Source organism: Cohnella xylanilytica (assembly GCF_014212175.1).
GTDB classification, from domain to species: domain Bacteria; phylum Bacillota; class Bacilli; order Paenibacillales; family Paenibacillaceae; genus Cohnella; species Cohnella xylanilytica.
This window is the reverse complement of sequence record NZ_JACJVR010000066.1, coordinates 1-16,887: the sequence shown is the minus strand read 5'-3', so window position 1 is coordinate 16,887 and position 16,887 is coordinate 1. Positions and strand designations below refer to the sequence as shown.

The window sequence follows — 16,887 nt, the reverse complement described above, 5'->3', positions numbered from 1 at the left end:
CTTCGGAAGCATCCGCCTAGCCCCCGGATTTCTTGGGGACAAAGGCGACCGCTTCTTTTCTCCAGATCCCTGCAACCGTTATTTCAGCCGAAGGCTGATGTTCGGTTGTCGGGAACGATTCCGCTTTTTAGCGCCAACCCTCACCCGCCCGATTAAACTGTCGTCCCCTCCGGAGCGGAAGCCTGCTCCGATCCGGATTCCGTGGCCTCCTCCGGTACCGAAGTCTCCTCCGGCGCGGGAGACTCCTCCGATGCGGCGGCGGCGGCAGCTTCCTGCGTAACGAGCGAGAGCTTCACGTCGTCGAACAGCAGGTAGCCGAAGCCGCTGGCGTAGAAGCCGACCTTGCCCGAAGGCCGGTGGTTCGGGTCCAACCCTTCCAGCTTCAATACGCCATCGACGTACACCTGAAGCTGAGCGCCGCGAACGACGACCTTGACGTCGTAGGCCGTATTCGCCTCCAGATCGCGCTGCGGCAGATCGACCGTCTTCAGAACCGTCCAGCTCGGGTTGTACAGAATCCACGACGACGTCCCGTCCGCCTTCATCTTGTAGCCGATACGGGTCGAGCCGACGGAATCCTGCTTGTCGAAGATGTACAGCGTGCCGCCGCCCTCCGGCAGCGTCTCCGGCGTCTTCAGCTTGAACTCGAGCTGGTAATCCGTGAACGTCTTATCCAGAATGCCGGTCGCCCCGTTCGCGATCCTGTACCAGCGGTTGCCGTCCCCGTCCGCGTAGATGCTGCGGTTCGGATCGACCGGCCAGCCGTTGCCGCCGGCTTCGAAGCTCGTGAAGTGCAGGACGTTCGACACCGTCACGCGGATCTCGGCGGAGATGTCCGGATGGCTGGCCGACGTCGCCGTCACGATCGCCTCGCCCTCGCTCACGGCCGTCACCGTGCCGCCTTCGTCCACCGTCGCCACGGAAGGATCGCTCGACTCCCAGACGAGCTCCGTGTCCTCCGCGTCCGCGGGGTCGAACGACACCGCCAGCGTCTTCCGCTCGCCGGCCGCGATCCGCACGTCGCTCTCCGCCGGCACGATGCCGGACAGCTCCGTCGTCGGCTCCTTGAACTGAATGTCGTCGAGCAGCAGATTCGGCATGACGTTGATGTAGAACCCGACCTTGCCCGAAGGGTTATACCCCGGGTTGGTCGCCTTCAGCCGGAGCTGGCCGTCCAGGTAGACGCTGATGTCGCCGCCCCGGACCAACACCTTCAAGCTATATTCCGTGTTCGGCTGAAGGTCGCGGCCGGGCAGCTTCGCTTCCTTCACGACCGCCCAAGCCGAGTCGTACAGCAGCCATGAGGACGTTCCGTCCGGCCGGCTCCGGTAGCCGATCCGTCCGGGCTGGTTGGAGCTCTGCCGGTCGAAAATATAAAGGGTCGCGCCAGCTCCCATCGTCTCCGGCGTCTTGAGCTTCACCCGCAGCTCGTAGTCGGAGAACGCCTTCTCCTTGACGGCGGAGGCGCCGTTCAGCAGCTTATACCAGTGGTTGCCGTCCACGGTGACGATGCTGCGGTTCGCGTCCTGCGGCCAGCCGTTGGCTCCGGATTCGAAGTCCGTGTAGTCCATGACCCCGTCGCCCTTCGCCACGTGGACGACCACCTCGGCCGAAGCCGACGGATTGTCCAGCGACGATACCGTCACGACCGTGTCGCCGACCGCCGCTCCGGTTACGACGCCCTTCGCGTCCACGGCGGCAATGGAGGGATCTTCCGAGACGAAGCGAAGGCTCGGGTTGCTGGCGTTCCACGGCAGCACGGCCGTCTGCAGCTTGACCGTTTTCCACCGATCCACCGTAATCTCGTCGTTATACACGACGACATTCTGCACCGGGTAGACGTCTTGCCCGTTCGTCGGGCCGACCTTGCCGGACGTCCCCATCTCGCCGAACGGAATGTTCGGGAAGCCCGGAATGTTCGCGAAGACGGCCGCGTCCGGCGCGAGCGACAGGTCGCCTCCGGCCAGGTCGACGAAGCCCGGATCGGTGTTCGTCACCCAGTTGCCGCCGTACTGCACCAGGTTGAACTTGTCGTACGCGCCGTTGGCGTTGGTCGTGGAGCTGCGCGGCACCGTCGGGTTGTAGACGACGTTGCCCTCGAACGTATTGGTGTCGGGATAATAGCGGTTCTCCGCGAAGAAGTTCGCCAGCTCCGGATACTTCGCCAGATAAGGCGTCCCGACGAAGTTGTTGTTCGCCGCGAACAGAGCCTGCCACTTCGGCATGTAGTTCTTCGCGATCTGGCCGTCCGGCTTGTCGCCCAGATACAGATCCGCGTAGTCGTACGGCACCTTGCTGTCGACGAAAATATTGTTTTTCGAACGAATATGAGCCCCGCCGTTGTTGCGGATCGCGGAGTTGCCCATCCGGTAGAACACGTTCTCCTCGATCTTGAGCCCCATCGTGAAGTTGTCGGGGTAGATGCCTTCCACGCCGGGCTTGCTCTCCCCGATGTTGTGGAAGTAGTTGCGGCGAATGACGGTGCCCCGGTTCTGAGGCTTCTCTCCTTCGTTCATGTAGATCGCGCCGAGGTCGGAGAACGTCTTGCACACGTCGTAAATCTCGTTGTACTCGATCAGATGGTCGTTGCCGAAGACGAGAACCCCCGGATGGGGCGCGTCATGCAGCTCGTTGTGCGACATCCGGTTGCCGACGCCCGACAGGTGGACGCCGGGGTTGTAGGCCTTGTGGTAATAGGCGAAGTCGTGAATATGCGAATTCTCGACGAAGTTGTCGCCCGGCTTCAGCGTCTTCGGATTGCCCCCGGTCAGCGTGACCGCCGTTCCGCCGATATGGTGGATGTGCGAGTTCTTCACGCCGTTATCGGTGCCCGGGCCCGGGACGATATCGCTGTAGTAGAACCGGCTCTGGGTGTTGATCAGCACGCCGCTGTTCGTGAAGTTGCGAATCTCGCTGTTCGCGATCTGCGTATGGCTGCCTCCCGCGATAACCGCCGCCGAATCCCGGCCGTTCTCCAGAATCAGCTCCTCGAAGCTGACGTAGGAGGCGTTGAGCGCGTTGATCATCGGAGTCTTCAGCATCGTGACCGTGATCTCCGGATCGGCGCTGGCCAGGAATTCGGCGTTCGGCAGGTAGTACAGCTTCCCGTTCGAGCGGTCGATGTAATACTCGCCCGGCATGTCGATCTCCTCGAGCAGGTTCTGCGCGAAGTGGAAGTCCGGGTACCAGTTTTTGAAAATGCCGCTCATCTCGCCGTACTTCAGCGTGATGCTCTTGTTCGCCGTGTCGATCGAGGCGATCTTGTTGTACGACCATTCCCAGCTGTAGCCGAAGATGCCGTCCAGCCAGATGTCGTCCGCCTGCGTCCAGTATTGGGGACGGTCGTACGTGTACGTGAACGTGCCGCCCCGCTTATGCACGTCCGGGTCCCGCCGGGTCGGACCGGGATCGAGAATCTGGTCCATCTGCACGGTTCCCTCGTTCGGCCAGCGGGCCAGCGTCATGCCCTGCCCGTTCACGTACAGCTCCATAGGCGGCACTTCGCTCAGGTCGTTGGCCAGGTAGTAGCCGTGGCGGCTAAGCACGCCGTAATCGGTGATGCCGTGGGCGGCCAGGTCGTAGACGAGCACCTTCTCTCTCGCCTCCGGACTGATGATCCGGTCCAGCACGGCGCTGTCCGTCACCGGAACGAATCCGCTCTTCTCGAGATTCTGGCCGCCGGTTAGCCGCACGGTCTCGCCGGGATAAGCCTTGTACGTGACGGGCCTGCCCGCTTCGCCGGAGTCCTGCTGCCTCAGCTCGAAGCTGGACGTCCGCTCGTACGCGCCTTCCCTCAAGTAGACGGTTACGCCGCCCTTCGGCAGGCGCCCGTTCCCTTGGCCCTTCATCTTCCGTACCGCGTCGCGGGCGCGTTCCAGCGTCTTGAACGGCTTCTTCAGCGTGCCCGGATTGGAATCGCTTCCATTCGTCGCCACGTAAAAAGCGTGGTTCGGTCCTCTTCCTTGCGCTTCGGCCTCTTGCGCTTCAATCTCTTGCGCTTCGCCCTCCGGCGGCTCGGCGTAGGCGCGGGCGAACATCTGCGGAATCGTAAGCAACAGGCTTGCAAGAAGCAGCGAGACCAACCTTCTCTTGATCATCAGTTCCCTTCCTCTCTCCATGAGAATAGTGCGGGAAGGCCCCCCGTACCGCCCCGGAGCGGCGGACCTTCCCGCGCGATTGCAGCCTTGCGTTGTTCCGGCGTTGCACTTAATCCCTTCTCTTTTACTGCTTAAGCCCTTTGCTCTTCAGGAACTCTTCGAACTGCTTCGTAACCTCGGCGACGTACTTGTCTTCGCCCGCTTCCTTCAGCTTCTCGTACAGGCTCGGCCACGTCTTGTCGAAGTCGAGCGTTCCGGTCTGGATGCCCTTCTTGTACTCGCCCCATACCGCGTTCAGGTTGGCGATCTCGGTGACGACCGGCTCGGAGTTGAAGTGGAACCCGCCGACCGGGTTGAGCTCGGCCGTCTCGTTGATCTTCTTCGTCTCTTCCCAGACGTTCTGAGGCTGGCCTTCCTTCAGGTAGGAGTTGAACACGTTGCCGAAAACCCAGTCCACGTTCGGCCGGTACTTCGTATCCGCCGCGGGCACGATATAGCCTTCCGGCTTCTTCTCGTAATGCTCGCCTTCGAGGCCGTTGCAGAGCAGGTTGTACAGCTCCGGGTCGGTGTTGACCAGGTTGAGCAGCATCATGGCGCGTTCCGGGTTCGGGGACGTGCGGCTGATCGATTGGTTCGTCGTCGCCGAGTACCCGTTCGTGAACCAGTCGCTGATCGGGACGACGATGACGTCGTTGCCGCCGTTCTTCGCCTTGACCTCAGCCTCGACGCCGGGCTTCAGCACGTTGTTGAAGTCGACCGCGATCTGGCCCTTGGCGACGTAATCGTTCATCTTCGCCGTAGCCGCGTCCTTGTAGATGTAGCCGGCCTTATACCACTTGCTCATGAGCCGGTACAGGTTCAGCTCTTCCTCCGGATAGCGGTACAGCTTGTAGGTCGGGTCGCCGATCTTCACGTAGAAGTGATCGTCGAGGCCCGGAAGCCCCCAATACGTCTCGTCGCGCAGAGCCGTATTGACGAAGCCGTTGAACGGGATGATGTCCGGCTCGCCCTGCTTGAGCTTCTCCAGGAACGGTTCGAGATCCTCGAGCTTCTTGATGGAGGACGTGTCGAGCTGGTACTTGTCCGCGAACCTCTTCTGGATAATGAAGCCGTAGCGGGTGCCGTTGATCTGCTGGTTCGCGATGCCGTAGATTTTGCCGTCGACGGTGAGGCCGTCCCACATATACTGCGGCATATCGGCCTTCAGGTCGGGAGCGTACTGATTGATCAGATCGTCGAGGGGCATGAGCGCCCCCTTGCGGACGAGCTCCTCCGGCTTGATCAGGTAGCCGGTCCACATGATGTCGAACTTCTCGCTCGCGGCCAGGACGGTGTTCATCTTCTGCACGTAGTCTCCGAAGACGACCGGCTTCAGCTTGACGGTGGCGTTGAGCTTCTCCTTGACGATCTTGTTGACGGCGTCTTCCACCTTCTGTTGATCCGGCTGAAGCTGGTTCAGCGGGTAATACCAGGTCAGCTCGACCGGCTTGAGCTCCGAGGAGCCCGATGCCGAGGCCGAAGCCGGCGAGGACGGCGCCGAGCCCGAAGGCGAGGAATCGCCGCCGTTGCCGCTGGAGCTGCCGTTGCCGTTCCCGCCGGAGCAGCCGGCCATCGCGGCGGCGGCGACGAGAGCCAGCGCGGTCATGCCTAATTTTCTCTTCAACATTCGTGTGACCTCCTACGTTTTTCTCTTGCTTGCTATGTTAACCCTTGAGGGAGCCAACCGTAAGCCCTTTGACGAAGAAGCGCTGGAAGAACGGGAAGATGACGAGCATCGGCCCTCCGGCGAGAACGGCGATCGCCATCCGCGCGGAATTGTTCGGGAAGTCGGACAGATCGATGCCGAGCTGCTGGGCGAATTCCGAATTGGTCGTGATGAATTCGATGCTGTTGAGCGTCCGGACGAGCAAGAGCTGCAGCGGCACCTTGTTCGGATCGTCGATGTACAGCATGGCGTTGAACCATTCGTTCCAGTAGGCGAACGAGATCAGAAGTCCAAGCGTGGCCAGAGCCGGCGTCGACAGGGGCAGGATGATTTTGAAGAAGATCCCGAGCTCCTTCGCCCCGTCGATCTTGGCCGATTCGACCACTTCGATCGGAAGCTTGGACAGGAACCCCTTCAAGACCATAATGTTGAACGGCGACAGCAGGATCGGAAGAATTAGCGCCAGCAGATTATCCTTCAGATGCAAATACTGCGTGATCAGGATGTAGGACGGAACGAGTCCGCCGCTGAACAGCATGGTGAAAAACACGTAGAACGTGGTGATCCGGTTGTACCGGTAATCCCGCCGGGAGACGACGTAGGCGGTCATCGCGGTCACGAGCAGGCTGACCAGCGTGCCGGCGACGGTGATCAGGATGGTCACCCCGTACGCCCGGAACAGGATATCCGGCGAATCGAGCATGTAGCGATAGGCGTTCAGGCTGAAGTCGCTCGGAATGAACTGGTACCCGCGCTCCGTCAGCGCCTTCTCGTCCGTGAGGGAGACGGCGACGACGAGCAGGAACGGCAGGACCGTCGCGATCGAGACGACCGTGAAGAACAGGTGGATGAGGAACCGGGACAAGGAATAGCTGGCGTTCGTGTTCATCTTCTTTTCGCGGCCTCCTTACCACATCGAGTGATCCGGGTTGATTCTTCGCACGATGCCGTTCGCGAGAAGCACCAGCACGAAGCCGACGACGGATTGATAGAAGCCGACCGCGGCGGACATGCTGACGTTGCCGACTTCGCGAAGCGCCCGATAGACATAGGTGTCGATGATGTCCGTCGACGCGTAGAGGAAGCCCGAGTTGTTCGGAATGAAGTAGTGCAGGCCGAAGTCGCCCCGGAACATGCTGCCGACCGACAGAATGAGCATGATGATAATGAGCGGCGTCAGCAGCGGAACCGTAATCTTGAGCGCCATCTGCGTCTTCGTCGCCCCGTCGATGCGGGCCGCCTCGTAATAATCGCCGCTGATGCCCATGATGCCGGCGAAGTAGATCAAGGTCGTGAAGCCGATCGCCTTCCACAGGTGGACCAGAATAAGGATGTACGGCCACGGGCCCGAATCCTGGTACCAGCTGATCGGCTCCATCCCGAGCGAGATCAGCATCCGGTTGATGAAGCCGTCCGAATGGTTCAGGAACGCGTAGGCGATGTAGCCGACCAGCACCCACGAGAGGAAGTGGGGCAGGAACAGCGCCGTCTGGTAGAACCGGGTCCACTTCGCCCGGATCTCGTTGAGCAGCACCGCGAACAGCAAGGCGGCTACGGTCGTAATCAGCATATAGCCGACGTTGTACAGAACGGTGTTGCGCGTGATTCTCCAGGCCGTGTCCGTGGTGAACAGAAATTTGAAGTTGTCCAGGCCGACCCACTTGCTTCCGAAGATTCCGAGATCGTACCGGTAATTTTTGAAGGCGATCAAGAGGCCGACCATCGGCAGATAGGCGAAAATCAATTTGTACAAAATCCCCGGCAGGGATAGAAGGAACAGCTCCCGGTTTTTGCGCAGATGGGACAGCTCCCTGCGCAAGGCCGACTTCTTCTTCTCGGTTCGCGCCGCCGGCTCCCTTCTGCCGCCTACCTGCGAGTGCGTCTTCGTAACCGGCTCATCCAACATCTCTTGCAGCTCCTTTCCTTTCCGTCGCGCTTCCGTGTCGCTTGCCGGCTGGCTCGGTTGGTTGCGCTTACAGGTCTAACGATAGCCGACGCGGCGCGATTCCGGGTACTGTACATATGCAGGAATCCTGTATAGAGGCGCTGTACGTATCTTGGAATTCTGTAGGGGGGCTTGGCGGGGGGCTGTACGGAACTTGGTTTTCCGTACCGTATCCTTTATGATAATCTCGGTTTGTACAAGAGGAGCTCTACCCGAGAGGAGGAGGAAGGGCGCCATGACGGACACTCTCCATGGGCCGTTGAATCGAGGGACGGACGAGGAGGAATCACTCGATGCGGAGACGGAGCGGCTGGCTCGGCTGATCCGCGCCCATACGCCGCATGACGGCGTCTGCGATCCGATCATTCCCGGCTTGCACCTCGGCCGCTTCTCGCGAACGGATACGGTTGTCAACACCTTCTACTCGCCCTCGCTGTTTATCGTGGCGCAAGGGGCGAAGGCGGTTACGGTAGGGCAGGATGTCTATCCGTTCGGCAAGTCGCAAATGCTCATGCTCCCTCTCGCGCTGCCGATTACTCTCCAGACGACGCTTGCCAGCCCTTCCGAGCCGTTCCTTGGAATCCGGCTCGACCTCGATCCGCTTCGAATCGCCGAGCTGGCGCTGAAGGCGTATCCCCGGGGCCTGCCGCCGGTTCCGGGGCGCAGCTCGGGTTACGTCGCCGACGCCGATTACGGCCTGGTGGCCGCAGCGAGAAGACTCGTGAAGTGTCTGCTTCATCCCGGCGACGCCGAATGGATCGCTCCGCTCGTCATGGACGAGATATTGATCCGAATCCTGCGCAGCCCCGTCGGCGTTCGCGTCGCGGAGATCGGCTTCGCGGATTCGGGCGTGCAGCGAATGGCGAAGGCGATCGCCTGGATTCGCGACAACTTCTCCCAACCGATGAAGGTGGCGGAGCTGGCCGAGCTGGTCCATATGAGCGAGTCCTCGTTCCACGAGCATTTCAAGTCCGTGACCTCCATGAGCCCGCTGCAATACCAGAAGGCGCTGCGTCTTCACGAAGCGAGGCGTCTGATGGCCGCCGGCTCCATGGATGCGACCACGGCATGCCGGCTGGTGGGGTACGTAAGCACCTCCCAGTTCAGCCGGGATTACAGCCGATTCTTCGGCAGCCCGCCAAGGAGCGACGTCGCCAGATTGCGCCAGACGGCGCGGACGCCGGACGGTTGATCCGGAGGATCAGGCAAGAAGAGGCGGGAATGAAACAAATCTCGCGCCGAAGCATGACCTATAATGAGGTTAGCCTTAGGGCTAACGTTGTCGAGTCGTCTCTTTAAACCGCCGGCGGTTTGAACGATTCCACCTTCGACTCGTATAGGGAGGGTTTCAATATGCGCGTTTTTGTCACTGGAGCGACGGGCTTCGTCGGCTCCGCCATCGTGCGCGAACTGCTGGAAGCCGGGCATGAGGTGCTTGGCCTCGCCCGTTCGGATGCGGCCGCAGCCAAGCTCGCCGCCGCGGGAGCCTCCGCGTACCGCGGCGCTCTGGACGATCTGGAGAGCCTGAGTCGCGGAGCGGCCGAATCGGACGGCGTCATCCATACCGCCTTCATTCACGATTTCTCGAACCTTAACGCCGCCGGCGAGGCCGACAGGCGCGCGGTCGAGACGATCGGCGCCGCGCTCGCGGGGTCCGGCCGCCCCTTCGTCGCGACCTCCGTGATCGGGCATCTCGCGACGGGCCGCCTCGGAACGGAAGAAGATTCGCCCGATCCCGGCTCCGTCGTGACGCATCGCTCCGCCTCGGAAGCCGAGGCGCTCTCGCTGGCGTCGCGCGGCGTGCGGGCGTCGATCGTCCGGCTTCCGCACTCGGTGCACGGCGACGGCGATTACGGCTTCGTTCCGGCCTTGATCCGGCTTGCCCGCACAACGGGCGTCTCGGCTTACGTGGACGATGGCGTCATCCGCTGGCCTGCCGTGCATCGGCTCGACGCCGCGCGGCTCTACCGGCTGGCGCTGGAGTCGGCGCCCGCTGGCGCCAAGCTGCACGCGGTCGGAGAAGAGGGAGTGCCGCTTCGCGACATCGCAGACGTCATCGGCCGCCGACTCGGAGTGCCGACGGTCGGCAAGGCCGCCGAAGAGGCCGCCGATCATTTCGGTTGGCTGGCGCGCTTCGTGTCGAAGGACATGTCGGCATCGAGCGCGCTGACCCGGGAGCGGTTCGGGTGGCAGCCCGTGCATCCGGGGCTCATTCCCGACCTGGATCGGGAATCGTATTTCGCGACCTGAATAGGAAACGGACAGCTGCGGTTCGCCGCAGCTGTCCGTTTTTGAATGGTCCGATAGGTCAACCCCCGTTCAGACGCTCGATCGAGAACTTCAGGCGGTACTCCTTCGGAGTGACGCTGTAACGGCGCTTGAACAGGCGGTAGAAGTAGCTCTCGTTCCCGAAGCCGACCTTCTCCATAATCTCGGCGACCGTCAAGTCCTGCTGCTCCAGGTACAGGCGGGCTTGGGCGAGCCGGGTCGAGTTGATCAGGTCGACGACGGTGCCCCCCTCCTGCGCCTTGAACGTCTGCCCGAGATAGACCGGGTTCATCTTCAGCATGTCGGCGATCTTCTGCACGTTGAGATCGGGGTCGGCGTAATGCTTGTCCACGATCTCCTTGATCGTCTCCGCGATCAGGCGGCCCTTGTCCTCCTTGCCGCTCTGGCGCTGCTCGAACACTTCGCCGATGACTTCGGACAGGACGCGCCCGATGTCCTCCAGCGTCTCCTTGCCGAGAATGCGGCGGTTGATCGCCTGAAGGTCGACCGACACCGGGTTCAGGTTGTAGCTGTTCATCTCCCGGAGCGTATTGCTCAGCGTCATCGCCATATGCTGGACGGCGGCGAACATGTTCTCGAAGCCGAACCCGCCGACGACCTCCTTCCAGCGGGCGATCGCTTCCTCGGCCCGCTCCCGGTCTCCGCCCTTGAGCCCTTCGGCGAGCTGCCGCTCGAGCTCCGGAGGCACGCGGTACTCCGCGTTCCGCTCGTTCGCCTGAACCCGGTCCGGATCGAGGATCGAGCCTCGGCCCGTCGCCATGCGGTAATCCGAATGCCGCAGCGCGAGCTTGTACCGGCTCGTGATCTCCCGATACGAAGAGAACGGGCGGCTGAGAGCGACCGTGAACGAGACCCGGTAGTATTGCCGGACCGTTCGCTGCAGCTCCGCGAACCTCTCCTTCAGGGAAGCGAACTCCTTGTCCGTTCCGCCGCTGACGAGGAAGACGAGGTGGCCGCTCTTCATGTCCGCGGCCTCGCAGGAGAAGGAGCGGCGCAGCAGCTCCTGGCCGATGTTGGCGATCGCGAAGCTGAGCAGCGACTCGGCCTGCGGCCCCTGCGCGGCGAGCAGCTCCTCCAGGCCGTCGAGCCGGACGACGGCCACGGCGTACGTCCCCGGCACGGCGATGTCGAGCCCGTACAACGCCTTGTTCTGCAGCAGCTCCGTCTCCGGCACGGCGTCGCTGCCGCCGATCAGGCTGCGGAGCTGGTACGCCTTGGCGATGTTGGCCTGCGAAGCCTGCTCCCTCTCGAGCTGGCTCAGCTTATCCTGCAAGCCGCGGAAGTTGGCGGCGATCACCGTCATCTCGTCCGGAGCCGCCGACCGGGCCGAAGCCGCGGCCGGCGCAGGGGTCCGCCCGTCGTCCTTCACCAGGCTGTACAGCTGGCCGACCGGCCGGTACAGCCGAAGCGAGAAGTAGACGGACAAGAGGACGGCCAGCAGGACGACGGACACCGTGACGACGATCTCCGTCCACTTCATCTGCCGGACGCTGCCGAGCACGGCGTCGTAATCCCGCAGGCTGACGATGCTCCAGTTGTTCAGCCCCTTGCTCAGATACGTCACCTTGTACTTGGTCCCCTTGTAGGTGTACGTGAAGTCGTCCAGCGTCCGCGGGGAGGCGGCAATCCGCTGCAGCAGCGCGTCCTTCATGCCCGCCAAGTCCCTCTGCACCCGATCGCTCGAGATCAGCACGTTGCCGTCCCCGTCCGCGATGAAGAGGGCGTCGTTCTCCCGTTCGGCCAAGCGATTAAGCGTTTTCACATTGTCCAGCATCCAGTCCGGCTTCACCGTCAGAATGAGCGCATTGCCGTTGACCGAACCGAGGGACGGCCCGTCGTACAGGAAGAAGATGAAGACGTCGATGCCGTTGCCGCCGTTCAGATCGAGCGGAAGCAACTGGAGCTTCGGCACGTCCGGGTGGGCCTTCATGTAGGCGTCGAGCGCCCCGTAGAACTCGTCGTTGGGCATGCTGTGGTTGAGAGACGAGAAAAACCGGCGCTGGCTCGAATTATAGAACGCGACCGAATGCAAATACGGAGATTCGGCGACCGTGCGGTCCAGCCGGTACACCTTGAGAATGCTCTGCTCGTAGTTGGCGCCGGCCTTGAGGGCGATCAGTTCGTCGTCGTTGAACAGCGAGACGGCGAGGTCCCTCACGATGCCGTTCATGTTCTCGATATTGTAATTGATCTGCGAGAGGAGCCTGAGATCCGCTTCGTTCTGCGTCTCCAGCACCTTGCCCCGCGCGTTGGCGTTAAGCCAGTAGGACGCGACCGCCAGAATCGCCACGACCGGAATGAAGCTGAGCAAGATCCGTTGCAGGTATTTGCGTCCCCGGAACGTCCGGAACAGATTCATGGCGGCCCACTCCCGTACCTCTTGGTCGTCTTGGTGCCTTAACTATATAATCCCGTCAAAAAGAGTGTCAAATGCGATTGCCGAATCACGCCTTGTAATCGAGCACGACCATCTGGTGGTTCAGCAGCTTGCCGATCGTGTAGCGGACCGTGTCGCCGTCGGTCTCGTAAGCGAGATCCGCCCCCTCCGGGGCGAGATAGACGCGGACGATCTCCTTGCCCGGCAGACGCACCTTCGCGTCGACGTCGTACAGCGGCACGAGGTCCTCGATGACCTCGACGCCCGTTCCTCTCCGGACGGGGGACGCGTACAGCGAATGCTGGACGTACCGCTTCTCCTTCTCCTGGTGCTGCAGCGTCGCGACGCCCTGGGCGGGAAGCCCGATCTCGAGAGTCGGCCGGCCGATCAGCAGCCGCAGCGCGTGCGCCACCGTCTCCTTGACGGGGAGCGAGCCCTTGTCCGCGTAGTCCTCGAACACGTTCCAGGCGATGTAGATGCCGTTCGCGCTCCGGACGATGCCCGGTCCGCCGCCGCTGTGGCTGCTCGGCGTATGCTGGTGCGAGCAGAAGGAGTACACGTCGCGGTTGAAGTACGGATCCTCGCGGCGGCCCAGCTCTTCGCCTCCTGCGGCCAGCTCCGCCCGCTGCCCGTCGGCGTAGAGGACGAAGGAAGCCTCGCCCAGCGACGGCAGCTCGAAGAAGGGGCGCAGATAGTCGGGCTTGAACGGGTTCGGCCCGGCATAGCGGACCCCGAGATCGACCGCGAAGCCCTTCAGCTCCGGATCGAGGCCGGACAGCCCGGTCGCGAGCAGCTTCCCGCCGCCGTTCGTGTAGTCGCGCAGCTTCGCCGCGAGCTTCTCGTCCACGGTCACCCGGTCCGGCAGAATCAGCACCTTATACGCCCGGAAGTCGGATTCGAGGTCGAGCACGTCGAACAGGATCTGGTTCTCGAGCAGAATCCGCGCCGCGCCGATGTCCGGCTTCGTCGTCGACGCTCCGCTGCCGCTGGCGCCCGCGCTGACCGCTTCGACCGACAGCAGGCCGACGTCGGCGACGTTCCGCGCGTCCGAGCACCACGCTTCCTTGCGCTCCACTTCCGCGTACGCGGCGCCGATCAGCCGGTAGGTGGCCGGGTCCATCCGCCCCTCGGGATGCAGCTGGTCGCCGATCGAGCAGCGGGCCCCGTTGGCGAGGCTGAGCGCCGCCTCGTACCTCAGCGCGTTCGGGTGCTTGTAGCCGCCGAACTCGCCCCAGGACGTATGGAACTTGCCGGTCATCCCGAGAAAATCGTAGCCGAGAGGCTGCACGTAGCGGGCGGACAATGGGAAGTGGTCGTAGCCCCAGCCGCCCGTCGGCAGCGATTCGAGCTCCTGATGCGTGTTCATCGCCGCCAGGTCGCGCCGTCCCCGGTGGATGTGGCCGGCGTTGTGGAAGATCGGATGGCCCGGCTTGATCGCGTGGACGGCCTCCTTCACCCGGCGCGTATAGTTCGCGTAGACCCGCTCGCCGAGCTCGAGGACGCGCTTCGGATCCCGCGGATCCTTCCCTTCGCTTCGCAGCTGGTTGACGCACGTATGGCAGTAACACTTGCGCACGCCCACGATGTCGAGGAAGACGCCGTCGCCGTCGTACTTGCGCACCGCCTCCTCGATCTGGCGGATCAGGATGTCGAGATAAGGCGAGTTCAAGCAGAACAGATGGTATCCCGGCTCCATGAACCCCTTCGCCCAGCTCGTCTGGTCGTTCTCGTCGCGGAAGAGCCACTCCGGGTGCAGGCGCGCGAGCCGTTCGTCCAGCCCGGCGGACAAGTAGACGGGCGTCTTGACGCCGATCTCGTGCGCCGCTTCGATCTGGGCGCCGAGCAGGTCGAAGTCCAGGTGCGGGTGAATCTCGTTCTCCTCCGACGGGAAATACGCCCAGCCGTGATGGCACTTGGCGAACACCGTGATCGAATCGACATGGCCGACCTTCAGCATCTCCTGGAACTGAGCCTTGGAGAAGCTCTGTCCGATTCTTTGAATATTTTCCGACGTGTGAAAATCCAGATGAACCTGTCTGAAGCGCATCGAATATTGCTCCTTCACGGTTGGAATGCTTGCCTTGGTTCCCTTCTTCCTCCCCTTTATTGTATGATGGAGGCGAACGACCGTCTTTTAACAGCATTCCGTCATTTATAATATATTCCGGTGGTGTTGAGAGTTGGAGAGAAGCGTTCCGCAGGCGGAGAGGAAGCTGGCGGAGGCGTCCGTCTACGTCAGGGACGCCCATCGCTATACGTACAGAGGAGACGTGCACGAGGAGACGCGGGTCGGGTACACGCATGCCTTCCACCTGTTCGTGCACGGCCAGGGGAGCGTAGTCGTCGAAGGGACGCCGTACCCGGTCGGCACCGGGTCTCTCGTCTACATCCGGCCGGGGGAAGCGCACTCGTTCCATCTGGAGTCGGCCGCGCCGCTTACGGCTTACAACCTCTACTGCGACCTGTGGGGGAAGCCCGAGCGGCTGTTCTCCCACTTCTCCTTCCAGACGAGCCGCCCCGATCCTCAGCTCATGCCGCCGCCGACGGCATGCCCGGAGCTGGACGCGATGCCGCGGCACGCCCGCGTTCCGTCCCATTCGCCGCTCACGGATTGGCTCGCGCGCATCTGCGGGTGGCACGGCTCGGCGGACGAGAACGCGGAAGCGCTCGTGTCCAGCCTTATGAAGGCTTGGCTGCTGCATGCCCATGGCGAGCTGCGTTCGGGCTCCCCGGCCGACCGCCGCATCGCGCGCCTGCTTCGGCGGATGGAGCGGGAGCCGGAGGCCCGCTGGTCCCACGAGGAGATGAGCCGGGAGTGCGGCCTGGAGAAGTCCCACTTCTACGAGCTGTTCAAGAGCTCGACGGGCATGACTCCGAAGGCGTACCAGCTCCGCTTGAAAATGAAAAAAGCCGCGGCCCTGCTGCTCGAGAGCGACCAATCGGTCACCCGGATCTCCGAGCAGCTCGGCTACGACTCCGTGCACTACTTCTCCAAGCAATTCTCCGACTACCATCGGATGTCGCCGACCCAATACCGCGGCCTGCGGCGCGATTAGCCGAATCGCTTCAGGTTGCCTGATTTACACCCAGTGTTGCCTTAAGAGGAGCTTGTCGCGAACTTTATAGCGAGAGCTTATGGATATTCGACCATTAACGAAAATGCTTAAACCCTTCCAGAAGCGCGTCCAGAGCCTTCATCGTCTCGTCTGCGACGTTCGGCTGCAACGCTTGGTTGGCGAGCCAGAGAGCCGTCTCGTTCAGTCCGCCCGAGATAAAGTGAGTCAGGACCTCCAGCGGAATCGCCGGGAAGAATCCATGGTCCCGCATGGTGCCAAGCTGTTCCCTCAAGAGACGCATGGAATGGGCCCGGTCCATCTCCCTCCAGGTCTCCCAACCGAGGATCGCCGGGCCGTCGATCAGCAGAATTCGCCGGTTCCTCTCCTCGACGGCGGCCATGACGAACGCGCGGCAGCCCAAGCGAAGCTGCTGCCACAGGTCGTCGCTTGTCGAAGCTTCCCGCTCCACCCGGTCGGCGACCTCCCGCTGGGCGTTCTCAAGGACGACCCGGAACAATTCCTTCTTGCTGCGAAAATGATGATAGACCGCGCCCCGCGTCACATTCGCTTCCTGAACGATCGACTCCAGGGCCGCGTTCGCGTATCCGTGCTCGGTAAAATGGGCTCGGGCGACTTCGAGCAGCGTTCGAACCGTCTCCGTCGCCTCGGCTTTGCTTCTTCTCATGCTCGACTCTTCCGCTCCCCTGCCAGGCCCTTTATTTCCATGCCTCTTCGATGTATTGGCTGCTGTAATCGTCCGTCGGGGGAACGACCGTAATGACGTCGATCAAGATCCCGTTCGGATCGGAAGTGATGAAGTGGCGCTGTCCGAACTCCTCCGTGCGGAGCTCGAGCTCCACGGGAAGCTTGGCCCCTCGAACCAGGCGTTCGTACTCCTTATCGACATCGTCCACTTCGAAGTTGAGGATCAGCCCGCCCGTCTTCTTCCTGTAAGCTTCGGGAATCGTCGGATGGGCGGCGTCGAGAATGGCCAACTCGAACGGGAAGGCATGGCCGGACATCTTCAAGCTCACATACCAATCCGCCTCGAATACCTTCGCGAACCCGAAGTGCTCGACGTAGAAGTCTGCCGTGGCGGCAACCCGGTCGGTCAGAAGGACGGGGTATAAGCTGGATGCTCTCATAAAGGAACCTCCTAAATTTGGATAAACCTAATTTAGCATACAAACAGTATGTATGTAAACAAAAGAGCGTTCTTCTCGGTCCCTTTTTTCTACGAAAGTCCATTTCCCTAACGAAACCTATCCCGAGATCTTTCGATTCAGACTTGTGTATGAAAAATCGTATAAAATTGGCCTTAATAGGGGGCATGGGGTTTGATTTGTGTGAAAAAAACCATACAAATTCCACCTTGTATGCTAAGAGCAGCTCCTGGATTAGGGGTTGCTCTTACGGCT

11 protein-coding genes are annotated in these 16,887 nt (G+C 61.9%); 3 read left to right on the top strand and 8 right to left on the bottom strand.

All coding sequences use genetic code 11. The features are described 5' to 3' along the window. Nucleotides 1-152 precede the first annotated feature (152 nt). From H7B90_RS17150 to H7B90_RS17135, 4 genes are all read right to left on the bottom strand, one after another. Nucleotides 153-4,097, bottom strand: a complete 3,945-nt coding sequence (locus H7B90_RS17150) for an Ig-like domain-containing protein (RefSeq protein WP_260411085.1) — start codon at nucleotides 4,095-4,097, stop codon at nucleotides 153-155. Nucleotides 4,098-4,221: 124 nt separating this feature from the next. Beyond that, nucleotides 4,222-5,763, bottom strand: coding sequence for an ABC transporter substrate-binding protein (locus H7B90_RS17145; RefSeq protein WP_185137120.1), 1,542 nt, complete (start codon nucleotides 5,761-5,763; stop codon nucleotides 4,222-4,224). A 37-nt stretch (nucleotides 5,764-5,800) separates the two neighbouring features. Beyond that, nucleotides 5,801-6,691, bottom strand: a complete 891-nt coding sequence (locus tag H7B90_RS17140) for a carbohydrate ABC transporter permease (RefSeq protein WP_185137119.1) — start codon at nucleotides 6,689-6,691, stop codon at nucleotides 5,801-5,803. An 18-nt stretch (nucleotides 6,692-6,709) separates the two neighbouring features. After that, the gene (locus H7B90_RS17135; protein WP_185137118.1) at nucleotides 6,710-7,708 is read right to left on the bottom strand and encodes an ABC transporter permease; all 999 of its coding nucleotides are present in this window, start codon (nucleotides 7,706-7,708) and stop codon (nucleotides 6,710-6,712) included. A gap of 274 nt (nucleotides 7,709-7,982) precedes the next feature. Here H7B90_RS17135 and H7B90_RS17130 point away from each other — a divergent pair, with 274 nt between their 5' ends. Both H7B90_RS17130 and H7B90_RS17125 read left to right on the top strand, forming a co-directional pair. After that, nucleotides 7,983-8,939 (top strand): AraC family transcriptional regulator, encoded by a 957-nt coding sequence (locus H7B90_RS17130; protein WP_185137117.1) that lies wholly within the window; start codon nucleotides 7,983-7,985, stop codon nucleotides 8,937-8,939. A gap of 161 nt (nucleotides 8,940-9,100) precedes the next feature. After that, complete coding sequence (locus H7B90_RS17125) at nucleotides 9,101-9,997, top strand: SDR family oxidoreductase (protein WP_185137116.1); 897 nt, start codon at nucleotides 9,101-9,103, stop codon at nucleotides 9,995-9,997. A gap of 58 nt (nucleotides 9,998-10,055) precedes the next feature. Here the strand turns inward: H7B90_RS17125 and H7B90_RS17120 are convergent, their stop codons facing one another. Both H7B90_RS17120 and H7B90_RS17115 read right to left on the bottom strand, forming a co-directional pair. Next, nucleotides 10,056-12,395, bottom strand: a complete 2,340-nt coding sequence (locus tag H7B90_RS17120; RefSeq protein WP_185137115.1) for a helix-turn-helix domain-containing protein — start codon at nucleotides 12,393-12,395, stop codon at nucleotides 10,056-10,058. An 85-nt stretch (nucleotides 12,396-12,480) separates the two neighbouring features. Then, nucleotides 12,481-14,460: a beta-galactosidase trimerization domain-containing protein gene (locus H7B90_RS17115; protein WP_185137114.1), complete on the bottom strand. Its 1,980-nt coding sequence runs from the start codon at nucleotides 14,458-14,460 to the stop codon at nucleotides 12,481-12,483. Nucleotides 14,461-14,593: 133 nt separating this feature from the next. On the opposite strand from H7B90_RS17115, the gene H7B90_RS17110 reads away from it, so the two are divergent. Next, nucleotides 14,594-15,469: an AraC family transcriptional regulator gene (locus H7B90_RS17110; RefSeq protein ID WP_185137113.1), complete on the top strand. Its 876-nt coding sequence runs from the start codon at nucleotides 14,594-14,596 to the stop codon at nucleotides 15,467-15,469. A 94-nt stretch (nucleotides 15,470-15,563) separates the two neighbouring features. Here the strand turns inward: H7B90_RS17110 and H7B90_RS17105 are convergent, their stop codons facing one another. Further along, nucleotides 15,564-16,154 (bottom strand): TetR/AcrR family transcriptional regulator, encoded by a 591-nt coding sequence (locus H7B90_RS17105; RefSeq protein ID WP_185137112.1) that lies wholly within the window; start codon nucleotides 16,152-16,154, stop codon nucleotides 15,564-15,566. A gap of 31 nt (nucleotides 16,155-16,185) precedes the next feature. After that, on the bottom strand, nucleotides 16,186-16,614 hold the full coding sequence (locus tag H7B90_RS17100; RefSeq protein WP_185137111.1) for a VOC family protein: 429 nt from the start codon (nucleotides 16,612-16,614) through the stop codon (nucleotides 16,186-16,188). Nucleotides 16,615-16,887: the final 273 nt, after the last annotated feature.